Below are 17,266 nucleotides of genomic sequence, written 5' to 3'. Positions count from 1 at the left end.
TGTGATAGTGCGTTCTCGCTTTTCAAACGTGTCAAGGGCATTTGTTTAAGAACTTCCCTTTCGCTCTGCCAACTCGTTGAACGGATTTTCTCGATGCGAAAGTTGAGTTATAAACTTATAAACCTTCGTCCAAGTGCGTTTGGACGGGGAAGTTGTGTTTAGTGGAGCCAGTCCATAAAGCGTTTTAAAAACCCTCGTTCTGCTGTAGAATCTTCTTCAATCGCTTCTTCTAACTCCTCAACATCCTTAGGGCATGTTTCCTGTGGTTCTGTTCCAGGAATAAAATAAGAAACTCGAGCAGGTCCTGGACAAGACTCAGAGGCGAGATAGCCCGTTTTTGGATCAATTTCCACCGCAACGACTCCATCTGGTTGATGGAAAGGTAAAATGAGTTCGTCTTTTAACGCTTCATTTATAAATTTGGCAAAAACTTGTTTCGGAACTTGAGCATTCCGTGTATCAATCCTTTTGTCACGGTCAAATCCTGACCATACTCCAGTGACGATTTGCGGAGTATACCCGATCATCCAACTATCGAATTCGGTTGACCCTGATTTACCTGCAACAGGACGGTTTAATAAAGGAGCAACAGAACCACCTGTGACGGTCGTATAATCATTAAGGCGGCGATCAAACATAGCCGTCATCATGTCCGTCAAAATAAACGTGAGGTTTTCATCGAGTACCTCTTCTTGGTAAACAGGGTTTTCATGAATAACTTTTCCACTCATCGTTTCGACACGCTTAATAAAACGAGGCTCTACCATCTGACCGCCATTAGCAAAAGCACTATACCCTGTTGTTAAATCAAGCAAAGTCACTTCCGATGTTCCGAGTGGGGCTGATGGGTTCGTCGTACTAATCGTGGACTGCATGCCAATTTTTTGAGCGATTTCTGCTAGCTTATGAAAACCTAATGAATAATGGGTTTTAACAGCATAAATATTATCGGAATAAGCGAGTGCTTGAATTAAAGTAATATAATCATCGGCAAAATTTCCGTTGAAGTTATTTGGCCAATAGTAGTCTTCTTCCTTTTCTGAATCGCCATCAGGAAAAAGAAAGGCAGTTTTTTCACTTTTAAGAGTCGTTGTCGCTGTATACCCATTTTCTAAAGCGGCGTAATATAAGAGCGGTTTTAAAGTGGAACCAGGTTGCCTTTTCGCTTCAACTGCTCGGTCAAAGCCTTTTCCCCCGTATTCACGACCACCAACAAGAGCCTTAACATCGCCTGATTTAGGATCCATTGCCACAAATCCAATTTGTAAATCAGGGTCAGTTAACTCATTAGCAATATGTTTCTCCGCAATTTCTTGCATATGAGGATCGAGCGTTGTAAATACTTTATAACCACCAGCCTGCCATTCTTCTGGCTTCAATATATTTTCCTCGATTAATTGCTTCTCAACTATATCATTGAAAAAGGGCCCGATTTTCTCTCCGATTTCTCGTCTCGTATTTGTCGGGACAAGCTCAACTTCAAATGCTTCTGCGGCTTCTATTTCTGTAATCGCCCCGTTTGCGACCATTGACTGCAACACAACCCATTGTCGGTTTTTAGCAAGCTCCTCATTTAAAATAGGGGAATAATAGGTCGGTCCTTTTGGGATTCCCGCAACCATACTAGCCTCGGCTAAGTTTAGTTCACTTGCCGGCTTGTCAAAATAAAGCTCAGCAGCTGCCTGAACTCCATAAGCTCCATGTCCATAATAGACCGTGTTTAAATAACCTTCTAAAATCTCATCCTTATCCAAGTTCATTTCAAGCTGAAGAGAATAAAGGAGTTCATTCCATTTACGTGTCCATGTTTTCTCGTGAGTTAAATAAAGATTACGGGCATATTGCTGCGTAATCGTACTCGCACCTTGGGACTTGGCCCCGGATTTTAAATTGGCGATAATGGCCCCGCCGATTCGTTTTGGATCAAAGCCTAAGTGGTCATAAAAGCGACGATCCTCCACTGATATCGTTGCATCAATCACATAAGGAGAAATAGAATCAAGTTCGACTGGAAAGCGATTTTGACCGCTATGGCTTTCACCGATAATCTCGCCATTTTCTCCATAAATGATCGTCGTTTGTGAAACCTCAAGATTAGGTGGACCGAGCATTCTTGTATAAGAAAGTAAAGCGACAGCACTACCGGATACAAGTAGAAGCATCACTAATAAAAGACGAAAGCTCCTACGAAGGAAGCTTTTTCTCCGCCTACGTTTACGATTTATTACTACTTGCATGTTTTGTCACCTCTTTTATCGTTGTTTTCTTTTGTACGGTTTCTTCATGAGTGTTGATTTAAAAGCATGTAAAAAAGTTATGAAACTTTGATGATGAACCGCTCCATTTTTCAAAGGATGGCCTAGCAAAAGCTAGACTTTTTATTAGGATTGGTAGAAGTCGATTATTTTAAACATGACAGGGCATTTATTAAGAAGATTTCGTTTGCTTTTTTACGCTTTTGTTATATACTTTCTCTTGTTGCCCCATTATTTTGCGGCAGCTTTATTTGTCACTGGAAGAAAAAACGGGTTAATTAAACGTTTATTTAAAACAATAAAAGAAGAAAATAAATTATAGAGGTGATTGAAAATGGAGTTATGGTTCACAGAAAAACAAACAGAAAACTTTGGAATTACAGCAAAAATTAAACGCACTCTACATACAGAGAAAACCGACTTTCAACAATTAGATGTAGTCGAAACAGAAGAGTTTGGAAATATGCTAGTCCTTGATGGCATGGTTATGACAACGGAGAAGGATGAGTTCGTTTACCATGAGATGGTCGCTCATGTTCCTTTATTTACACATCCAAACCCTAAACATGTTCTTGTTGTTGGTGGTGGCGATGGTGGCGTTATTCGTGAAGTGTTAAAGCACCCATCTGTTGAAAAAGCAACTCTTGTTGAAATCGATGGGAAAGTAATCGAGTATTCGAAAAAATATTTACCGTCCATTGCGGGAGCTTTAGACGACAGCCGTGTTGATGTTCAAGTAGGCGACGGATTTATGCACATTGCGGAAGCAGAAAATGCGTATGATGTCATTATGGTTGATTCGACAGAGCCAGTTGGACCTGCTGTAAAACTTTTTGAGAAAGGTTTCTATGTAGGAATTGCGAAAGCTCTAAAAGAAGATGGCATTTTTGTTGCTCAAACAGACAATCCATGGTTCCATCAACATTTAATCAAACAAGTATATAACGATGTTAAAGAAATTTTTCCAATTACAAACCTTTATACAGCCAATATTCCAACATACCCAAGTGGTCTTTGGACGTTTACAATCGGTTCGAAAAAGCATGATCCACTACAAGTCTCCGAGGAAAGATTCCATGAGATTGAGACGAAATATTATACTAAAGAGCTTCATAAAGCGGCGTTTGCCTTGCCAAAATTTGTTGCTGATTTATTGAAATAGGAGGGATTTCATATGCGTTTTGATGAATCTTACTCTGGAAAAGTATTTATCATGAGTCGTGCTACGTATGAAGAAAGTGATGCGGTCATTTACGGTATGCCGATGGATTGGACCGTCTCTTTTCGCCCAGGCTCTCGTTTTGGTCCTGCGAAAATCCGAGAAGCGTCTTTAGGTCTTGAGGAATATAGCCCTTATATGGACAAGCATTTAGAAGAAGTGAACTATTTTGATGCTGGTGACATTCCCCTTCCATTTGGAAACGCAGCTCGTAGCCTTGATATGGTGGAGGAATTTGTTGATAAGCTTTTGGCTGATGGCAAATATCCACTTGGCTTAGGTGGAGAGCATTTATTATCTTGGCCGATTTTTAAGGCGATTCACAAAAAGCATCCAGATGTCGCGATTCTTCACTTTGATGCACATGCAGACTTGCGTGAAGAATACGAAGGAGAACCATTGTCTCACTCGACACCGATTCGTAAAGCTTGTTCTTTAATTGGAGCAGAAAATGTCTATTCATTTGGAATTCGCTCTGGCATGCGTGAGGAATTTCAGTTTGCCAAAGAATCAGGCATGAATATGTTTAAATTTGAAGTAGTTGAGCCACTGAAAAAAGTATTACCAACACTTGCTGGCCGTCCTGTTTATGTCACGATTGATATTGATGTATTAGATCCAGCCCACGCGCCTGGCACAGGAACAGCAGAAGCAGGAGGCATCACATCTAAGGAATTATTAGAAGCGATTATGGCTATTGCCAAATCTGATGTGAAAGTTGTCGGTTCCGATTTAGTGGAAGTGGCCCCAAACTATGACCCATCTGAACAAACACAAATTACCGCAAGTAAAATGATTCGTGAAATGCTCCTTGGTTTTGTTAAATAAAATCATACAGGAATAGAAAGGTGAGTGACGAAATTTCACTCACCTTTTTTAGGTCAGAAAAGCTAAAAGATAGTGTGAACGCGGGGATTAGTGATTAGTAATGTAAAAGGCATGCCGGCCGGATTACGGTGCAAAAAATTGGTAATAGGTAATGAAAAAGTTGAGTTGTCAGGATTAGGGTGCGAAAAATTGGTAATAGGTAATGAAAAAGCAGAGTTGTCAGGATTAGGGTGCGAATAATTGATAATAGGTAATGAAAAAGCAGAGTAGCCGTGATTACGGTGCGAAAAATTGGTAATAGGTAATGAAAAAGCCAGTTTGACCAAATTAGGGAGCGAAAAACTGATGATAGGTAATGAAAAAGCGAGTAAGCCTTGATTAAGGTGCGAAAAACTGGTAATAGGTAATGAAAAAGCCGCGAAGGCCGGATTAAGGTGCAAAAAACTGGTAATAAGTAATGAAAAAGCCGAGTCGCCCAAATTAAGGTGCAAAAAAAGTATTCCCTTTGAAAAATCAAACAACGTTTTTTAAGAAGTCTATCATATTAATCCGTTTTTTGGTCGATGATGAAAAGGAAATGTGAACAGTAGAAGAAGCAGATGAGAGAAATCTTGCAAGCCTTGTATAAACTCGCTAAACTGTTTAGTGAGAAGGATGTGCGAACAATGGAGAAGATAGTGAAAAAATCGATCAAAATGGTTTTTAAAACCTTGATCCAACAAGGCGATCATAAAGAAGCATATGAATTTACAACTAGAGGAGATTTGTTTAAAAAAGGGCAGTCGGAGTATTTGCGGTTTGAGGAAAAGTTCGGTGAGGAGCAAACCGTTCAAACGACGATGAAGTGGAACGGTCATGAACTGATGCTGATCCGCCAAGGCTCTATTTTGATGAGGCAAGCTTTTATCGCGGGAGAAACAACAGTAGGTCGTTATGTGACTCCTGAAATTTCATGGGAAACAACGGCAAAAACGGAGAAAGTCATCGTCGCTTGGCCGAATGGAAAAAAACGTGGCAAAATTCATTTGCGCTATCACTTTTTAATGCAAGGACAAGATACAGGAACACATGAAGTTCGCTTAACACTTGAGGAGGACAAATCAAAATGAATAGTGTAGAACAAATTAAAGAGAAACTAAAGCAGGAAATTATTTCGGCAGTTAAAGCGGCTAACCTCGCAACTGATGAAACGATGCCAGAAGTGGTTCTTGAAACACCTAAGGATAAAGCCCATGGTGATTATGCAACAAATATGGCGATGCAGTTAGCACGTGTTGCCAAAAAAGCACCCCGTCAAATTGCTGAGGAGCTAACCGCTAGTTTAAATCAAAAAGAGGCAATGATTGAAAAAGTTGAAATTGCTGGTCCTGGTTTTATTAACTTCTTTATGGACAATTCTTATTTACGTGACGTTGTCAAAACCGTTTTAACGAGTAAAGAGGCTTATGGAGAGTCTGATTTTGGTGGGAATAAGCGCATTCAAGTCGAGTTTGTCTCCGCTAATCCAACTGGAACACTGCATTTAGGACATGCGCGGGGGGCAGCTGTTGGTGATTCCTTAAGCCATATTTTAGCGAAAGCTGGTTTTGATGTAGAGCGTGAATATTATATAAATGATGCAGGGAATCAGATTAACAACTTAACTTTTTCTTTAGAAGCCCGCTATTATTAAGCGTTAGGGTTAGAAAAAGCCATGCCTGAGGATGGTTATCACGGTCAAGATATTATTGATTTTGGTCGCCAGTTAGTAGATGAGAAGGGCGATGAGTTAACAAAACTTCCAGAAGAAGAGCGCTTAAGCTTTTTCCGTCAGTACGGACTTGAAAAAGAATTAGAAAAAATTAAAGTCGACTTAAAAGAATTCCGTGTTGAGTTTGATAATTGGTTCTCTGAAACTTCTTTATACGAGACGAAAAAAGTGGAAGAGACGTTACAAGTGTTGAAGGAAAAAGACGAAACATTTGAAGAAGATGGAGCAACATGGTTCCGTTCAACGACCTATGGCGACGATAAAGACCGTGTTTTAATTAAAAATGATGGAAGCTACACGTACTTAACTCCGGATATTGCTTATCACCAAGATAAAATGAATCGTGGTTTTGATAAATTAATTAATGTTTGGGGAGCGGATCACCATGGATATATTCCACGTATGCGTGCGGCGATTCAAGCACTGGGTTATGAGGCGGACCAATTAGACGTTGAGATCATTCAAATGGTCAGTTTGTATCAAGGTGGAGAAAAGGTGAAAATGAGCAAGCGGACTGGGAAGGCTGTTACGCTTCGTGATCTAATGGAAGAGGTCGGAATTGATGCGACACGTTATTTCTTTGCGATGCGTAGTGCTGACTCACACTTAGATTTTGATATGGACTTAGCGGTGTCTAATTCGAATGAAAATCCTGTCTATTACGTCCAATACGCACATGCCCGCGTTTGTACGATGCTTCGCCAAGGGGAAGAAAAGGGGTTAACTTTTGATGAAAACATCGACCTATCCCCAATTAGTACAGAAAAAGAGTTTGAATTACTTAAAGTGATTGGTGATTTCCCAGCAATTGTAGCAGAGGCTGCGAAAAAACAAATTCCACACCGCATTACGAATTATGTTCACGAGTTAGCCGCTACTTTACACAGCTTTTATAATGCTGAACGAGTTTTTGATGAGGCTGATGAAGCGAAAACAAAAGCACGCCTAGCTCTAATGAGAGCGACACAAATTACGATTAAAAACGCGCTATCATTAGTAGGAGTAAATGCACCTGAAAAAATGTAATCCACTTCATTGATTTTTTCCCTCTCTAAAAAATTAGAGAGGGGTTTTTGGCTAGCAAAAAAGGAGGTTAGGTTTGATGGTCGAGATGTTATGGTGGATAGTGGTCGCCATCTGTTTTTTCTTAAGTTTTATTGGACTTATTTTTCCGTTAGTTCCTTCCGTGCTCGTTATTTGGGTCGGGTTTCTTGTTTACGGCTTTGGGATTGGTACTTTTAGTGATTTGTCGGTCTGGTTTTGGTCTGGGATGGTCATTTTTACATTGTTTCTGATTCTTGCTGATATAATTGCGAGCCAATATTTTGTTAAGCGATATGGTGGCTCCAAATGGGGAGAAAGAATGGCGGCGATTGGAGTGATTGTCGGTTCCTTTATCATGCCTCCATTCGGCATCATTTTTGTCCCGTTTATCCTTGTTTTTGTGACAGAGCTTATTAGTATTCAGCAGCCAGGCCATGCTTTTAAGGTTGCCATCGCGTCATTAATTGCTTTTTTAAGCAGTACGGTTGCCAAAGGATTGGTGCAATTTATTATGATCATTTGGTTTATTGTTGAAGTATTTTTAGCATAATCATGTAGTCTAAGTGAATAAGTCATTCAAAAAGACAAATAGTAGTAAGGACAATGTTTTTTAGAAAGAAGGGGTCCTTATGCAAGAAGTCATGCTCGCCTTGTTGGCTGGATTGATTGTTGGTTTACTATTTGCCTTTTTAAAACTCCCAATCCCAGCACCACCAGTCTTTTCGGGGATCATTGGAATTGTCGGGATTTATTTAGGCTATCAAGGGTTTACTTATTTTTGGGGATAACAGTGAGAACGAATGGACTGCAAATAAGTGGGATTATCCTCATGTGATGAGTCGAATGAAAACACCTTTAAGTGAAGTTAGGTTACTCGTAAACTAATGACTACTTGGAGGTTTTTTTTGATCGGGGAAAAAGAATAAGATAACAAAGAAATTAGAGAAGGCGAATACTGAGGAACGTTTGAATAAAGCTGAAATTTGATAAGTGTCACTTGTCGAAAAGAGCCTAATAGAAACCCAATGATTCCAAAAGCGAATGGAAAAGAGCTAGAAAGGGAATCAAAGGTAGCCAATGAATCCGAAAGCGAGCGAATCAGAGTTGGAAAGGGAATCAAAGGAGGTCAATGATTCCGAAAGCCATCAAATCAGAGCGGGAAAGGGAATCAAAGGTCGCCAATGAATCCCAAAGCCATCAAATCAAATCCCTACATGAACCCCCTACATCTACAAAAAGTCAGAGACTGCACTTGCGATTTTTTCTTTTAGACGAAAATAGAGGCTGCGTTTTTGATATTCTTCCATCGTAAGTTGATGGGATATCGAAATATCATAATCAATTTCAGCTGCGATTAATTTAATAAAATCTTTGTCATAGATATAACTATTTTGTTCTAAGTTTATAAAAAAGCTACGTTTATCAAAGTTTGCAGTTCCAAGATAAGCGGCATCGTGATCGAATAAAATCGCTTTTGTGTGAAAAAAGCCACGATAATATTGATAGATCTGTACACCTGAACGCAGCAACGAATCAAAATAAGGAAAAGCGGCTTCGCGTACAAGCGGATGATCGCTTTTTTTCGGGAGGATGATTTTTATTTGCACCCCACGCTTCGTTGCTTGAATTAATGCCTTCATCATCCTCTCACTGGGGATAAAATAGGCAGTGGCAATCGTAAGGGAGTGTTTGACTGCTTCGATATGTTTTAATTGTTGTTCTTCTAAAAAAAGGCCATTTGTCGGAAACATGATGAGCTTTTGTGTCCCAGGTTGGAGAGCTGGGTAAAAGGAGGCATCCTCAAAGCTTTTATGGCAAACATCTTCCCAATCATTTAAAAAGCTTTTTTGTAAATCCTGCACACCGTTACCTTGCATGCGAATGTGAAGATCTCGCCATCGTCCAAACTTCGGATCGCGACCTAAATATTCGTCCCCAATATTGTAACCGCCAAAATAAGCCACTTTACTATCACAAATCACGATTTTTCGATGGTTTCGTTGATTTAATTTAAAGAAAAAATAAGGAAAAGAGAGGGGCGGTGTTAGGTGAAGTTTGACCCCTGCTTTTTTTAATTTTCTTTTATTACGAAAAGAAATCTTGCAACCGAACATATCGACCATTAACCGCACCTTTACTCCTTGTTTCGCTTTTAATTCTAATAAATCAATTATCTTTTGGCCGATATGGTCATCACGAAAAATGTAAAAAAGCATATGAATATGTTTTTCGGCATGAAAAAGATCTTGCATTAAACATTCAACAAAATGATCACCTGTTGTTAAGAGTTGCATGCGGCTCTCGCGTACGAGGGGCTCTATCGGTTCTTCGTTTATGATTAAAGAGCGCCTCCCAAGCCGAAAATCCAACCAGACCAAACCTAAAAGAATTAATAGAAGAGCAATTATGATAAGTGCATACACCATACATTTTCCGACTCCTTGTCATTATAAATTAATGGTCGTTTGAGGATTAACCTTCTTTTACCTAATAATGATTAGTATGCTCCTAAAAAGTTATTTCATGAAATAAGTGTGACGTTCAACTCCTTAAAGAAGGCTTGAGTGGTAAAGCAGAAATTTTGTCTATTCCTTGTCACTCTTTATTAAAAGTTTGAAAATTTACTCTTTTTTAGTATGATGGAGGAAATAATCGTAAGGATGGGGTGTGGGTTGTTCGATGTTAAGGAATAAAAAGGTGCCTTCAATGGTAAAGGATCCACAATTAATTAAAGTTCGTCGTGCTCAAATGGTCAAAGGAGCTGTCCGTCTTTTTATTGACAAAGGCTTCCACCGTACAACAACAAGGGAAATTGCCAAAGAAGCGGGCTTCAGTATTGGAACTTTGTATGAGTATATTGGAGCAAAAGAGGATATTCTTTATCTTGTGTGTGATGACATTTATCTTGAAGTATCCAAGCGCTTGAAAAAGCAATTAAGTAAAGAGGGTTCAGCATTAGAACGGCTTAAATTAGCGATTCATTCTTATTTTCAAATTGTCGATGATATGTCCGATGAAGTTCTCGTTATGTATCAAGAAGTGAAAGCCTTACCTAAAGAATCACTTCAATATGTGCTTCAAAAGGAAAAAGAAATGGCTAGCATCTTAGAAGAAATCATTCGTGAATGCGTCGAGGCTAATGAATTAAACGTTAAAGGGGATGAAGTGAATCTCCTTGCTCATAATATTTTAGTACAAGGTCAAATGTGGACATTCCGAAGATGGGCTTTGCGAAAACAATATACGTTAGAGCAATATATTGATTGGCAAACCGATCTTCTTTTAAAAGGGAAGGGATAAAAAACTCGCCACACACGGGGAGAATCGAGCATTTTGAGCCTTTGCTTAATTTGCTCTAGTTTTTTCCTCGTCAATCTAGCATAATTCGTGGAAATATGTTTATAATGGGAAGTATGATTTTGGATATTCAGGATTGCTGATAGATTGAAGGTAGGAAAGGAAGTGTCTTTATTGAAAATCGCGGATATGAGAAAAGAAGAGCTTGCAGAGTGCGCAATGGTCGAGTTAGCTTATTTATTAATGCAAGAGAAAAATGAAGCTTATGAATATTATGAGTTGATCAATGAAGTAGCGACTTTAAAAGGAATGTCAAAAACAGAAGTCAAGGAACGTATGAGCTTCTTATATACAGACCTAAATATTGATGGTCGTTTCTTAACACTTGGTGATAACCGTTGGGGTTTAAGAAGCTGGTATCCTCTTGAGCAAGTGGAAGAGGAAATTACTTCTTCTGTTGCTAAACCGAAGAAGAAGGCAAAAGCATTAGCTCTAGATGAAGAGGACGATCTTCTTGATGAGGATTTTGAAGAAGATGAGTTTGAAGACTTAGAAGATGAGTTGGATGAGCTTTCTCAAGAAGAAGATGAAGATGAGGAAGAGGAAGAAGAAGAGGTTTTTAAAGATCAAGATACAGATTTAGATGACTTTGCTGAAGGCGACGATGAAGAAGAAACGGAAGAAGAGGAATAATTTTATCCTCCGATTCACTTGACTTCTTTTTCGGTTCTAGGTAGAATCATTTTTGGGCTTTAGAAAAAGTAATAATTGTTTTAGATATATAAACAAAAGTGTGCGCCCCCAATTTATGGGATACGTGTCACTTTTGTTTTTTTATTTTCACATATATGGAAAAAATGAGTAGGTAAAGGTTATTTTTTATTGATTTCGTAAATCCCTCATCGATATTGGGAAAAGTAGTGAAAAACAGTCTTTTATTTTAAGTAAGAAGGAGTCGATCGTATGACAGCTAAGTATATATTTGTAACGGGTGGGGTTGTATCTTCATTAGGTAAAGGAATTACAGCTGCATCTTTAGGACGTTTATTAAAAAATCGTGGTGTGAAAGTAACGATTCAAAAATTTGATCCGTATATTAATGTCGATCCAGGGACAATGAGCCCATATCAGCATGGTGAAGTGTTTGTAACAGATGATGGAGCGGAAACAGATTTAGATTTAGGCCACTATGAGCGTTTTATTGATATTAATTTAAGCCAAAACAGTAATGTGACAACAGGTAGAATTTATTCAACAGTTTTAAAAAAGGAGCGTCGCGGAGATTATCTTGGTGGAACGGTTCAAGTTATTCCGCACGTAACGAATGAAATTAAAGAACGTGTTTACCGTGCTGGTCGCGAAACAAGTGCAGATGTAGTAATTACAGAGATTGGTGGAACCGTTGGAGATATTGAAAGTTTACCTTTCTTAGAAGCGATTCGCCAAATTAAAAGTGATGTTGGGGCCGATAATGTGATGTATGTGCATTGTACATTAATCCCTTACTTAAAAGCGGCTGGCGAAATGAAATCAAAACCTACACAACATAGTGTGAAGGAATTAAGAAGCTTAGGTATTCAACCGAATGTCATTGTCGTTCGTACTGAAAAACCAGTTCCACAAGATATGAAGGAAAAAATTGCGTTATTCTGTGACATCGACAAAAATGCAGTTATTGAGGCGAGAGATGCCGATACCCTTTATCAAGTGCCCCTTGATCTTCAAGCACAGCACTTAGATGACATCGTATGTAATCACTTAAAACTTAACTGTCAAGAAGCAGATATGACAGAATGGACGGGCCTTGTTGAGAAGGTGCAGAACTTATCTAAAAAAGTTCGTATTGCTCTTGTTGGTAAATATGTTGCTTTACAAGATGCGTATCTTTCTGTAGCAGAAGCACTTCGTCATGCTGGATATGCCTTTGATGCAGATATTGAAATTGATTGGGTCGATGCCGAACAAGTTACAGATGAAAATGTAGCTGATTTATTAAAAGAAGCAGATGGAATTCTTGTACCTGGTGGATTTGGAGATCGAGGTATTGAGGGGAAAATTTCAGCGATTCGTTATGCTCGTGAACAAAAGGTTCCTTTCTTAGGAATTTGTCTAGGAATGCAATTAGCATCCGTTGAATTTGCCCGTAATGTACTTGGATTAAAAGGAGCCAACTCGGCTGAATTAAACCCAGAAACACCATACCCAATCATCGACTTATTACCAGAACAAAAAGATGTGGAAGATATGGGAGGTACGCTTCGTCTTGGTTTATACCCATGTAAATTAGTAGATGGTTCTGTTGCTAATAAAGCATATGACGAGCAAGTTGTTTATGAGCGTCACCGCCATCGTTATGAATTTAACAATGAGTATCGTGAACAAATGGAGAAAGCCGGCTTTATTTTCTCAGGGACAAGCCCTGATGGAAGATTAGTGGAAATTGTAGAAGTAAGTGATCACCCTTATTTTATCGCTTCACAATTCCATCCAGAGTTCGTCTCAAGACCAACACGCCCACAACCACTCTTCCGTGATTTCATCGGTGCATCGATCAATAAATAATAATAAGTTCCTTCTTTCTGCTTATTAAGTGGAAGGAAGGAACTTTTTGTTTTGGGTATATTGAAGCCGAAAGCCGGTTGCTAAAAGTGCAAAAGGGAATCAAAAGGGGGCAATGAGTGCGAAAGCCGGTTGCTAAAAGCCGGAAAGGGAATCAAAGGGGGGGGGCAATGAGTGCGAAAGTCGGTTGCTAAAAGCCGGAAAGGGAATCAAAGGCCCGCAATGAAGCCGAAAGCCATTGAATCAAAGCCAGAAAGGGAATCAAAGGGGGCAATGAATCCCAAAGCTATCAAATAAAAGCCGGAAAGGGAATCAAAGGCCCCCAATGAATCCCGAAGCCATTGAATAAAAGCCGGAAAGGGAATCAAAGGCCCCCAATGAATCCCGAAGCCGTTGAATCAAAGCCGGAAAGGGAATCAAAGGCCCCCAATGAAGCCAAAAGCCATCAAATATAAGCCCCATTTTTCATTCACTTTAAAGTTCATCTTCTACTTCACTCAAAATCTCTTTTAACGTTAGTGCCAAACAAAAGTAAGTATATAAAGCGATGAGGGAGGCTGGATAACCTGTACGTGTGCCGTCATCTAAAGGAACAACAGGTTTTTTTACATTTAAATGAATAAAAACATCAGCTAATGTGTCAAGTCCTTCACTAGTTGCTTCTACTTCTTTTAGTGTGCTTATTGCTACAAAGGGAATGCCTTTTTCTTTTAAATCTTTGGCGATTTTAATGGCGTCGGGATCAGTTGTATAACGGCTTGCTAAGAGGACGCGGTCATTAACATCAAGTGAAACGACTTTTTCCTCACAAAGCAATGGTTTAATATGTATTAAATGGTCTTCACCAGATAATGCTTCTTGTTCAATGACACCCATCTCTTTTGTTCCGTGGACATAAATGGAGCTGCTCCCAACTCGTGCTTGTGCTAATAAGCGAGCGCCATCCTCAATAGCTTCTTCTTGTTTATCTTTTATTTGCTTCATTAATCCTTGAATTTGTGTTGTAAAAATTTGAATCATCTATCGTCACTCACTTTCTATATTTGAATGATTTTGCTATTGAATTATAGCTTAAATTCAATAAAAATGAAAAAATCTTCTTAATTAGTTGTTTCAATATGTTACATTTTTATTGTTAAAGGATTAAAAACTTTTATTACCTTTGTTTAAGTAGAAGGAGGATTCTTCATTTTCGGATCGAATATAAGGGAGTCTGGAAAAAATAATTTTGTGAGGAAAGTAAAAAACTTTTTAAATTTAGAAAGAAGAAAGTGAGGATCGAAAATGAGTGCTGAAAAAAAGATCTTAATTGTTGATGATCAGTATGGAATCCGTGTCTTATTAAGTGAAATATTAAAAAAAGATGGTTATCATGTGTTTCAAGCTCCTAATGGGGTGCAAGCTTTAAAATATGTGAATGACGAAAACCCTGACCTTGTTTTATTAGATATGAAAATTCCGGGGATGGATGGAATTGAGATTTTAAAACGAATAAAAGAAACACATGCCCATATTGAAGTTATTATGATGACGGCTTATGGTGAATTAAATCTTATTAATCAAGCTTTGGACGCAGGGGCCGTTGCCCATTTTTCAAAGCCATTTGATATTGATGACGTCCGGAATGTTATTAAAAATACACTTTTAAAGTAGAAAAATGATGAGAACGGAAAATGAAAAGTAGTAAACGCTTTCTTTTGAAAAATGAAAAAAGTGTTGAATTATCAAGTGTATTGCCGTTTTTTATGGATAGATATATGCTATAATGAACACGTTCAATCTTACCAGAAGAAATGTAAACCTTATTTAAAAGGCTTGATGTACATATATTCGTTTGCATGGATATTTGCCCTTGGATTCGGGTAACTTGTTAAATAAGGCAAACTCGATTGCACGGTAGGACGAGCATATTAGAAATGCACAATTTGAAGGAGGAATTAAGATGCCTTTAGTTTCAATGACAGAAATGCTAAACAAAGCAAAGGCGGAAGGTTATGCGGTAGGTCAGTTTAACCTGAACAACCTAGAATTTACACAAGCGATTTTACAAGCAGCAGAGGAAGAAAAGTCACCAGTTATCCTTGGTGTTTCTGAAGGTGCTGCACGTTATATGGGTGGATTTAAAACAGTTGTAAGTATGGTTAAAGCGTTAATGGACGAGTACAATGTTACAGTTCCAGTAGCGATTCACCTTGACCATGGTTCAAGCTTAGAGAAATGTGTTCAAGCGATTCACGCTGGATTCACATCTGTCATGATTGACGGTTCTCATCATCCATTAGCAGAAAATATCGCTATTACAAAACGCGTAGTTGAAATTGCTCACGCTGTTGGTGTTTCTGTAGAAGCAGAACTTGGACGTATCGGCGGACAAGAGGATGACTTAATTGTAGATGATGCAGAAGCAGCTTATGCGATTCCTGCAGAGTGTAAAGAATTAGTAGCAGCAACAGGAGTAGACTGTTTTGCTCCAGCTCTAGGTTCTGTACATGGTCCTTATAAAGGTGAGCCAAATCTAGGCTTTGACCATATGAAAGAGATTGATTCTTTAGTAGGTATTCCACTAGTATTACACGGTGGTACAGGTATCCCTACGGCTGATATCAAAAAAGCCATTGAGTTTGGTCATGCAAAAATTAACGTGAACACAGAAAGTCAAATTTCTTCAGCTAAAGCAGTCCGTGAAGTTCTAGCTGCAGATACAGATGTATATGATCCACGTAAATATTTAGGACCAGCACGTGAAGCGATTAAAGAAACGGTTAAAGGTAAAATGAAAGAATTCGGTTCTTCTAATCGTGCGTAAATATTTAGGAAGTGGAGAAGGGAAAAGGGCACTTGTATAGGTGAGCTTTTTTCCTTCCTTTTTTTAATCTTTTAATGTAAATAGACAGTACGATAAAGTTGTTGGTTTTTCTATAAAAAGAGAGACTGAAAGAAAACGCTTAAATAAAATGGGTAGAGGTGAAGAGAAGTGAAATTTTTTATTGATACGGCGAATTTAGAAGAAATTAAAGAAGCAAATGCATTAGGTATTTTAGCAGGTGTTACAACAAACCCTTCATTAGTAGCAAAAGAAGAAGGTGTTGATTTTCATGATCGAATTCGTGAAATCGCATCACTTGTCCCGGGTTCTGTTAGTGCCGAAGTGATTGCACTAGATGCAGAAGGAATGATCGAGGAAGGAAAAGAACTTGCTGCGATCGCTCCTAATGTGACTGTTAAAGTTCCAATGACTGTTGAAGGACTTAAAGCGGTTCATGCTTTTTCTGAATTAGGTATTAAAACAAATGTAACGCTTGTATTCTCTGCGGTTCAAGCTTTAATCGCTGCTAGAGCTGGAGCTACTTATGTGTCACCATTTTTAGGGCGTTTAGATGATATTGGGGCAGATGGCCTTACTTTAATTGAGCAAATCTCTAGCATTTTTAATGTGCACGGAATTGACACAGAAATCATTGCTGCCTCTGTTAGACACCCTGTTCATGTGACAGAAGCAGCTATTAAAGGTGCTCATATTGCAACTATTCCATTTAACGTTATTAAGCAATTAACGAAACATCCGTTGACGGATCAAGGGATTGAGAAGTTTTTAGCGGATTGGAATAAATAAGAGAATAACACCTCTAAAAGTCATATTTTTTAAGCAACCCGAATCCAATTCAAGCATTTTTAATGAGGTGGTCGACAAAGCGTATACTCTAACTTTGTCGACTTTTCTATATATAAATCACATAACTTAAGAAAAAACGCTTGTCAGAGTAGGCACAAAGCGGAGAAGAAATGCGAAAGAACACTAGTTCATGAGCAGATGAACGAAGCTGAGAAACGGCATATGCGAGCGTTTTTCTTCTGTCTGAAAGAGGAGAGACGAAACCTCGACCCTCCTCCGATACAAAAACAGGTAACATTTATCATTTCCCGACAGAAGACTCCCTCTTCAATCGTGTGAAGGGAGAAGCCCAACGATAAGGGGGAGATGAATGGCGGTTGGCGGTAGCCAAAGAGATTCTTGTTAGGGTATAATAAGAACATACATTCCTATCTGAGGTGAAAACAATGCTCATCAACAAAGCATACAAATTCCGTCTCTATCCAAGCAAAGAACAGGAAATCTTCATTGCTAAAACCATCGGCTGTTCTCGTTTTGTCTTTAATCGCTTTTTAGGGCAATGGAACGATACCTACCAAGAAACAGGCAAAGGGTTAACTTACAATGCTTGTTCGGCTGAATTAACCCAACTAAAAAAGGAATTCGTATGGCTAAAAGAAGTGGACAGCATTGCCCTTCAATCCTCCCTGAAAAACCTTGCC

16 protein-coding genes and 1 pseudogene are annotated in these 17,266 nt (G+C 38.8%); 13 read left to right on the top strand and 4 right to left on the bottom strand.

Annotation, left to right across the window (positions count from 1 at the left end):
- Nucleotides 1-158 precede the first annotated feature (158 nt).
- Nucleotides 159-2,237: a transglycosylase domain-containing protein gene (locus tag BALCAV_RS17420; RefSeq protein ID WP_003323232.1), complete on the bottom strand. Its 2,079-nt coding sequence runs from the start codon at nucleotides 2,235-2,237 to the stop codon at nucleotides 159-161.
- A gap of 352 nt (nucleotides 2,238-2,589) precedes the next feature.
- On the opposite strand from BALCAV_RS17420, the gene speE reads away from it, so the two are divergent.
- Both speE and speB read left to right on the top strand, forming a co-directional pair.
- Entirely contained in the window at nucleotides 2,590-3,417 is an 828-nt protein-coding gene (speE, locus tag BALCAV_RS17415) for a polyamine aminopropyltransferase (RefSeq protein ID WP_003323233.1), read from the top strand.
- A 12-nt stretch (nucleotides 3,418-3,429) separates the two neighbouring features.
- Nucleotides 3,430-4,302 (top strand): agmatinase, encoded by an 873-nt coding sequence (gene speB / locus BALCAV_RS17410; RefSeq protein WP_003323234.1) that lies wholly within the window; start codon nucleotides 3,430-3,432, stop codon nucleotides 4,300-4,302.
- A gap of 62 nt (nucleotides 4,303-4,364) precedes the next feature.
- Here the strand turns inward: speB and BALCAV_RS22165 are convergent, their stop codons facing one another.
- The gene (locus tag BALCAV_RS22165) at nucleotides 4,365-4,793 is read right to left on the bottom strand and encodes a hypothetical protein (RefSeq protein WP_152563064.1); all 429 of its coding nucleotides are present in this window, start codon (nucleotides 4,791-4,793) and stop codon (nucleotides 4,365-4,367) included.
- 174 nt (nucleotides 4,794-4,967) lie between these two features.
- Between BALCAV_RS22165 and BALCAV_RS17405 the strand changes: the two genes are divergently transcribed.
- From BALCAV_RS17405 to BALCAV_RS17390, 4 genes and pseudogenes are all read left to right on the top strand, one after another.
- A complete protein-coding gene (locus BALCAV_RS17405) occupies nucleotides 4,968-5,411 on the top strand; it encodes a YwiB family protein (RefSeq protein ID WP_003323235.1) in 444 nt (147 codons plus the stop codon).
- Nucleotides 5,408-7,078: pseudogene (gene argS, locus BALCAV_RS17400) on the top strand (arginine--tRNA ligase). Before BALCAV_RS17405 ends, argS begins: the two are co-directional and overlap by 4 nt.
- A 76-nt stretch (nucleotides 7,079-7,154) precedes the next feature.
- Nucleotides 7,155-7,646, top strand: a complete 492-nt coding sequence (locus BALCAV_RS17395; RefSeq protein ID WP_003323236.1) for a DUF456 domain-containing protein — start codon at nucleotides 7,155-7,157, stop codon at nucleotides 7,644-7,646.
- Nucleotides 7,647-7,725: 79 nt separating this feature from the next.
- Nucleotides 7,726-7,884 (top strand): XapX domain-containing protein, encoded by a 159-nt coding sequence (locus tag BALCAV_RS17390; protein WP_003323237.1) that lies wholly within the window; start codon nucleotides 7,726-7,728, stop codon nucleotides 7,882-7,884.
- Nucleotides 7,885-8,325: 441 nt separating this feature from the next.
- Here the strand turns inward: BALCAV_RS17390 and cls are convergent, their stop codons facing one another.
- The gene (gene cls / locus BALCAV_RS17385; RefSeq protein WP_003323238.1) at nucleotides 8,326-9,522 is read right to left on the bottom strand and encodes a cardiolipin synthase; all 1,197 of its coding nucleotides are present in this window, start codon (nucleotides 9,520-9,522) and stop codon (nucleotides 8,326-8,328) included.
- Nucleotides 9,523-9,775: 253 nt separating this feature from the next.
- On the opposite strand from cls, the gene BALCAV_RS17380 reads away from it, so the two are divergent.
- The 3 genes from BALCAV_RS17380 to BALCAV_RS17370 all read left to right on the top strand — a co-directional run bounded on the left by BALCAV_RS17380 (nucleotide 9,776) and on the right by BALCAV_RS17370 (nucleotide 12,955).
- Nucleotides 9,776-10,396 carry a TetR/AcrR family transcriptional regulator gene (locus BALCAV_RS17380; RefSeq protein ID WP_003323240.1) on the top strand — a complete coding sequence of 207 codons (621 nt, stop codon included), beginning with the start codon at nucleotides 9,776-9,778 and terminating at the stop codon, nucleotides 10,394-10,396.
- A 162-nt stretch (nucleotides 10,397-10,558) separates the two neighbouring features.
- Complete coding sequence (rpoE, locus tag BALCAV_RS17375) at nucleotides 10,559-11,086, top strand: DNA-directed RNA polymerase subunit delta (RefSeq protein WP_326938324.1); 528 nt, start codon at nucleotides 10,559-10,561, stop codon at nucleotides 11,084-11,086.
- Between the two features lie 270 nt (nucleotides 11,087-11,356).
- Nucleotides 11,357-12,955 carry a CTP synthase gene (locus BALCAV_RS17370; RefSeq protein ID WP_003323242.1) on the top strand — a complete coding sequence of 533 codons (1,599 nt, stop codon included), beginning with the start codon at nucleotides 11,357-11,359 and terminating at the stop codon, nucleotides 12,953-12,955.
- 471 nt (nucleotides 12,956-13,426) lie between these two features.
- Here the strand turns inward: BALCAV_RS17370 and BALCAV_RS17365 are convergent, their stop codons facing one another.
- Nucleotides 13,427-13,972 carry a DUF2529 family protein gene (locus BALCAV_RS17365; protein ID WP_003323243.1) on the bottom strand — a complete coding sequence of 182 codons (546 nt, stop codon included), beginning with the start codon at nucleotides 13,970-13,972 and terminating at the stop codon, nucleotides 13,427-13,429.
- Between the two features lie 264 nt (nucleotides 13,973-14,236).
- On the opposite strand from BALCAV_RS17365, the gene BALCAV_RS17360 reads away from it, so the two are divergent.
- The 4 genes from BALCAV_RS17360 to BALCAV_RS17345 all read left to right on the top strand — a co-directional run.
- Nucleotides 14,237-14,605, top strand: a complete 369-nt coding sequence (locus tag BALCAV_RS17360; RefSeq protein WP_003323244.1) for a response regulator — start codon at nucleotides 14,237-14,239, stop codon at nucleotides 14,603-14,605.
- Between the two features lie 289 nt (nucleotides 14,606-14,894).
- On the top strand, nucleotides 14,895-15,758 hold the full coding sequence (locus BALCAV_RS17355) for a class II fructose-bisphosphate aldolase (protein WP_003323245.1): 864 nt from the start codon (nucleotides 14,895-14,897) through the stop codon (nucleotides 15,756-15,758).
- 168 nt (nucleotides 15,759-15,926) lie between these two features.
- On the top strand, nucleotides 15,927-16,565 hold the full coding sequence (gene fsa / locus BALCAV_RS17350; protein WP_003323246.1) for a fructose-6-phosphate aldolase: 639 nt from the start codon (nucleotides 15,927-15,929) through the stop codon (nucleotides 16,563-16,565).
- A gap of 446 nt (nucleotides 16,566-17,011) precedes the next feature.
- Nucleotides 17,012-17,266 (top strand): helix-turn-helix domain-containing protein (locus BALCAV_RS17345; protein WP_040324174.1); only part of this gene is annotated, 255 nt, incomplete at its 3' end.

The sequence above is a fragment of the Alkalihalobacillus alcalophilus ATCC 27647 = CGMCC 1.3604 genome, assembly GCF_000292245.2.
In the GTDB taxonomy this organism is placed as follows: domain Bacteria; phylum Bacillota; class Bacilli; order Bacillales; family Bacillaceae_D; genus Alkalihalobacillus; species Alkalihalobacillus alcalophilus.
The sequence above is the reverse complement of the archived record's forward strand: the minus strand, read 5'-3'. Positions and strand labels throughout refer to the sequence as shown.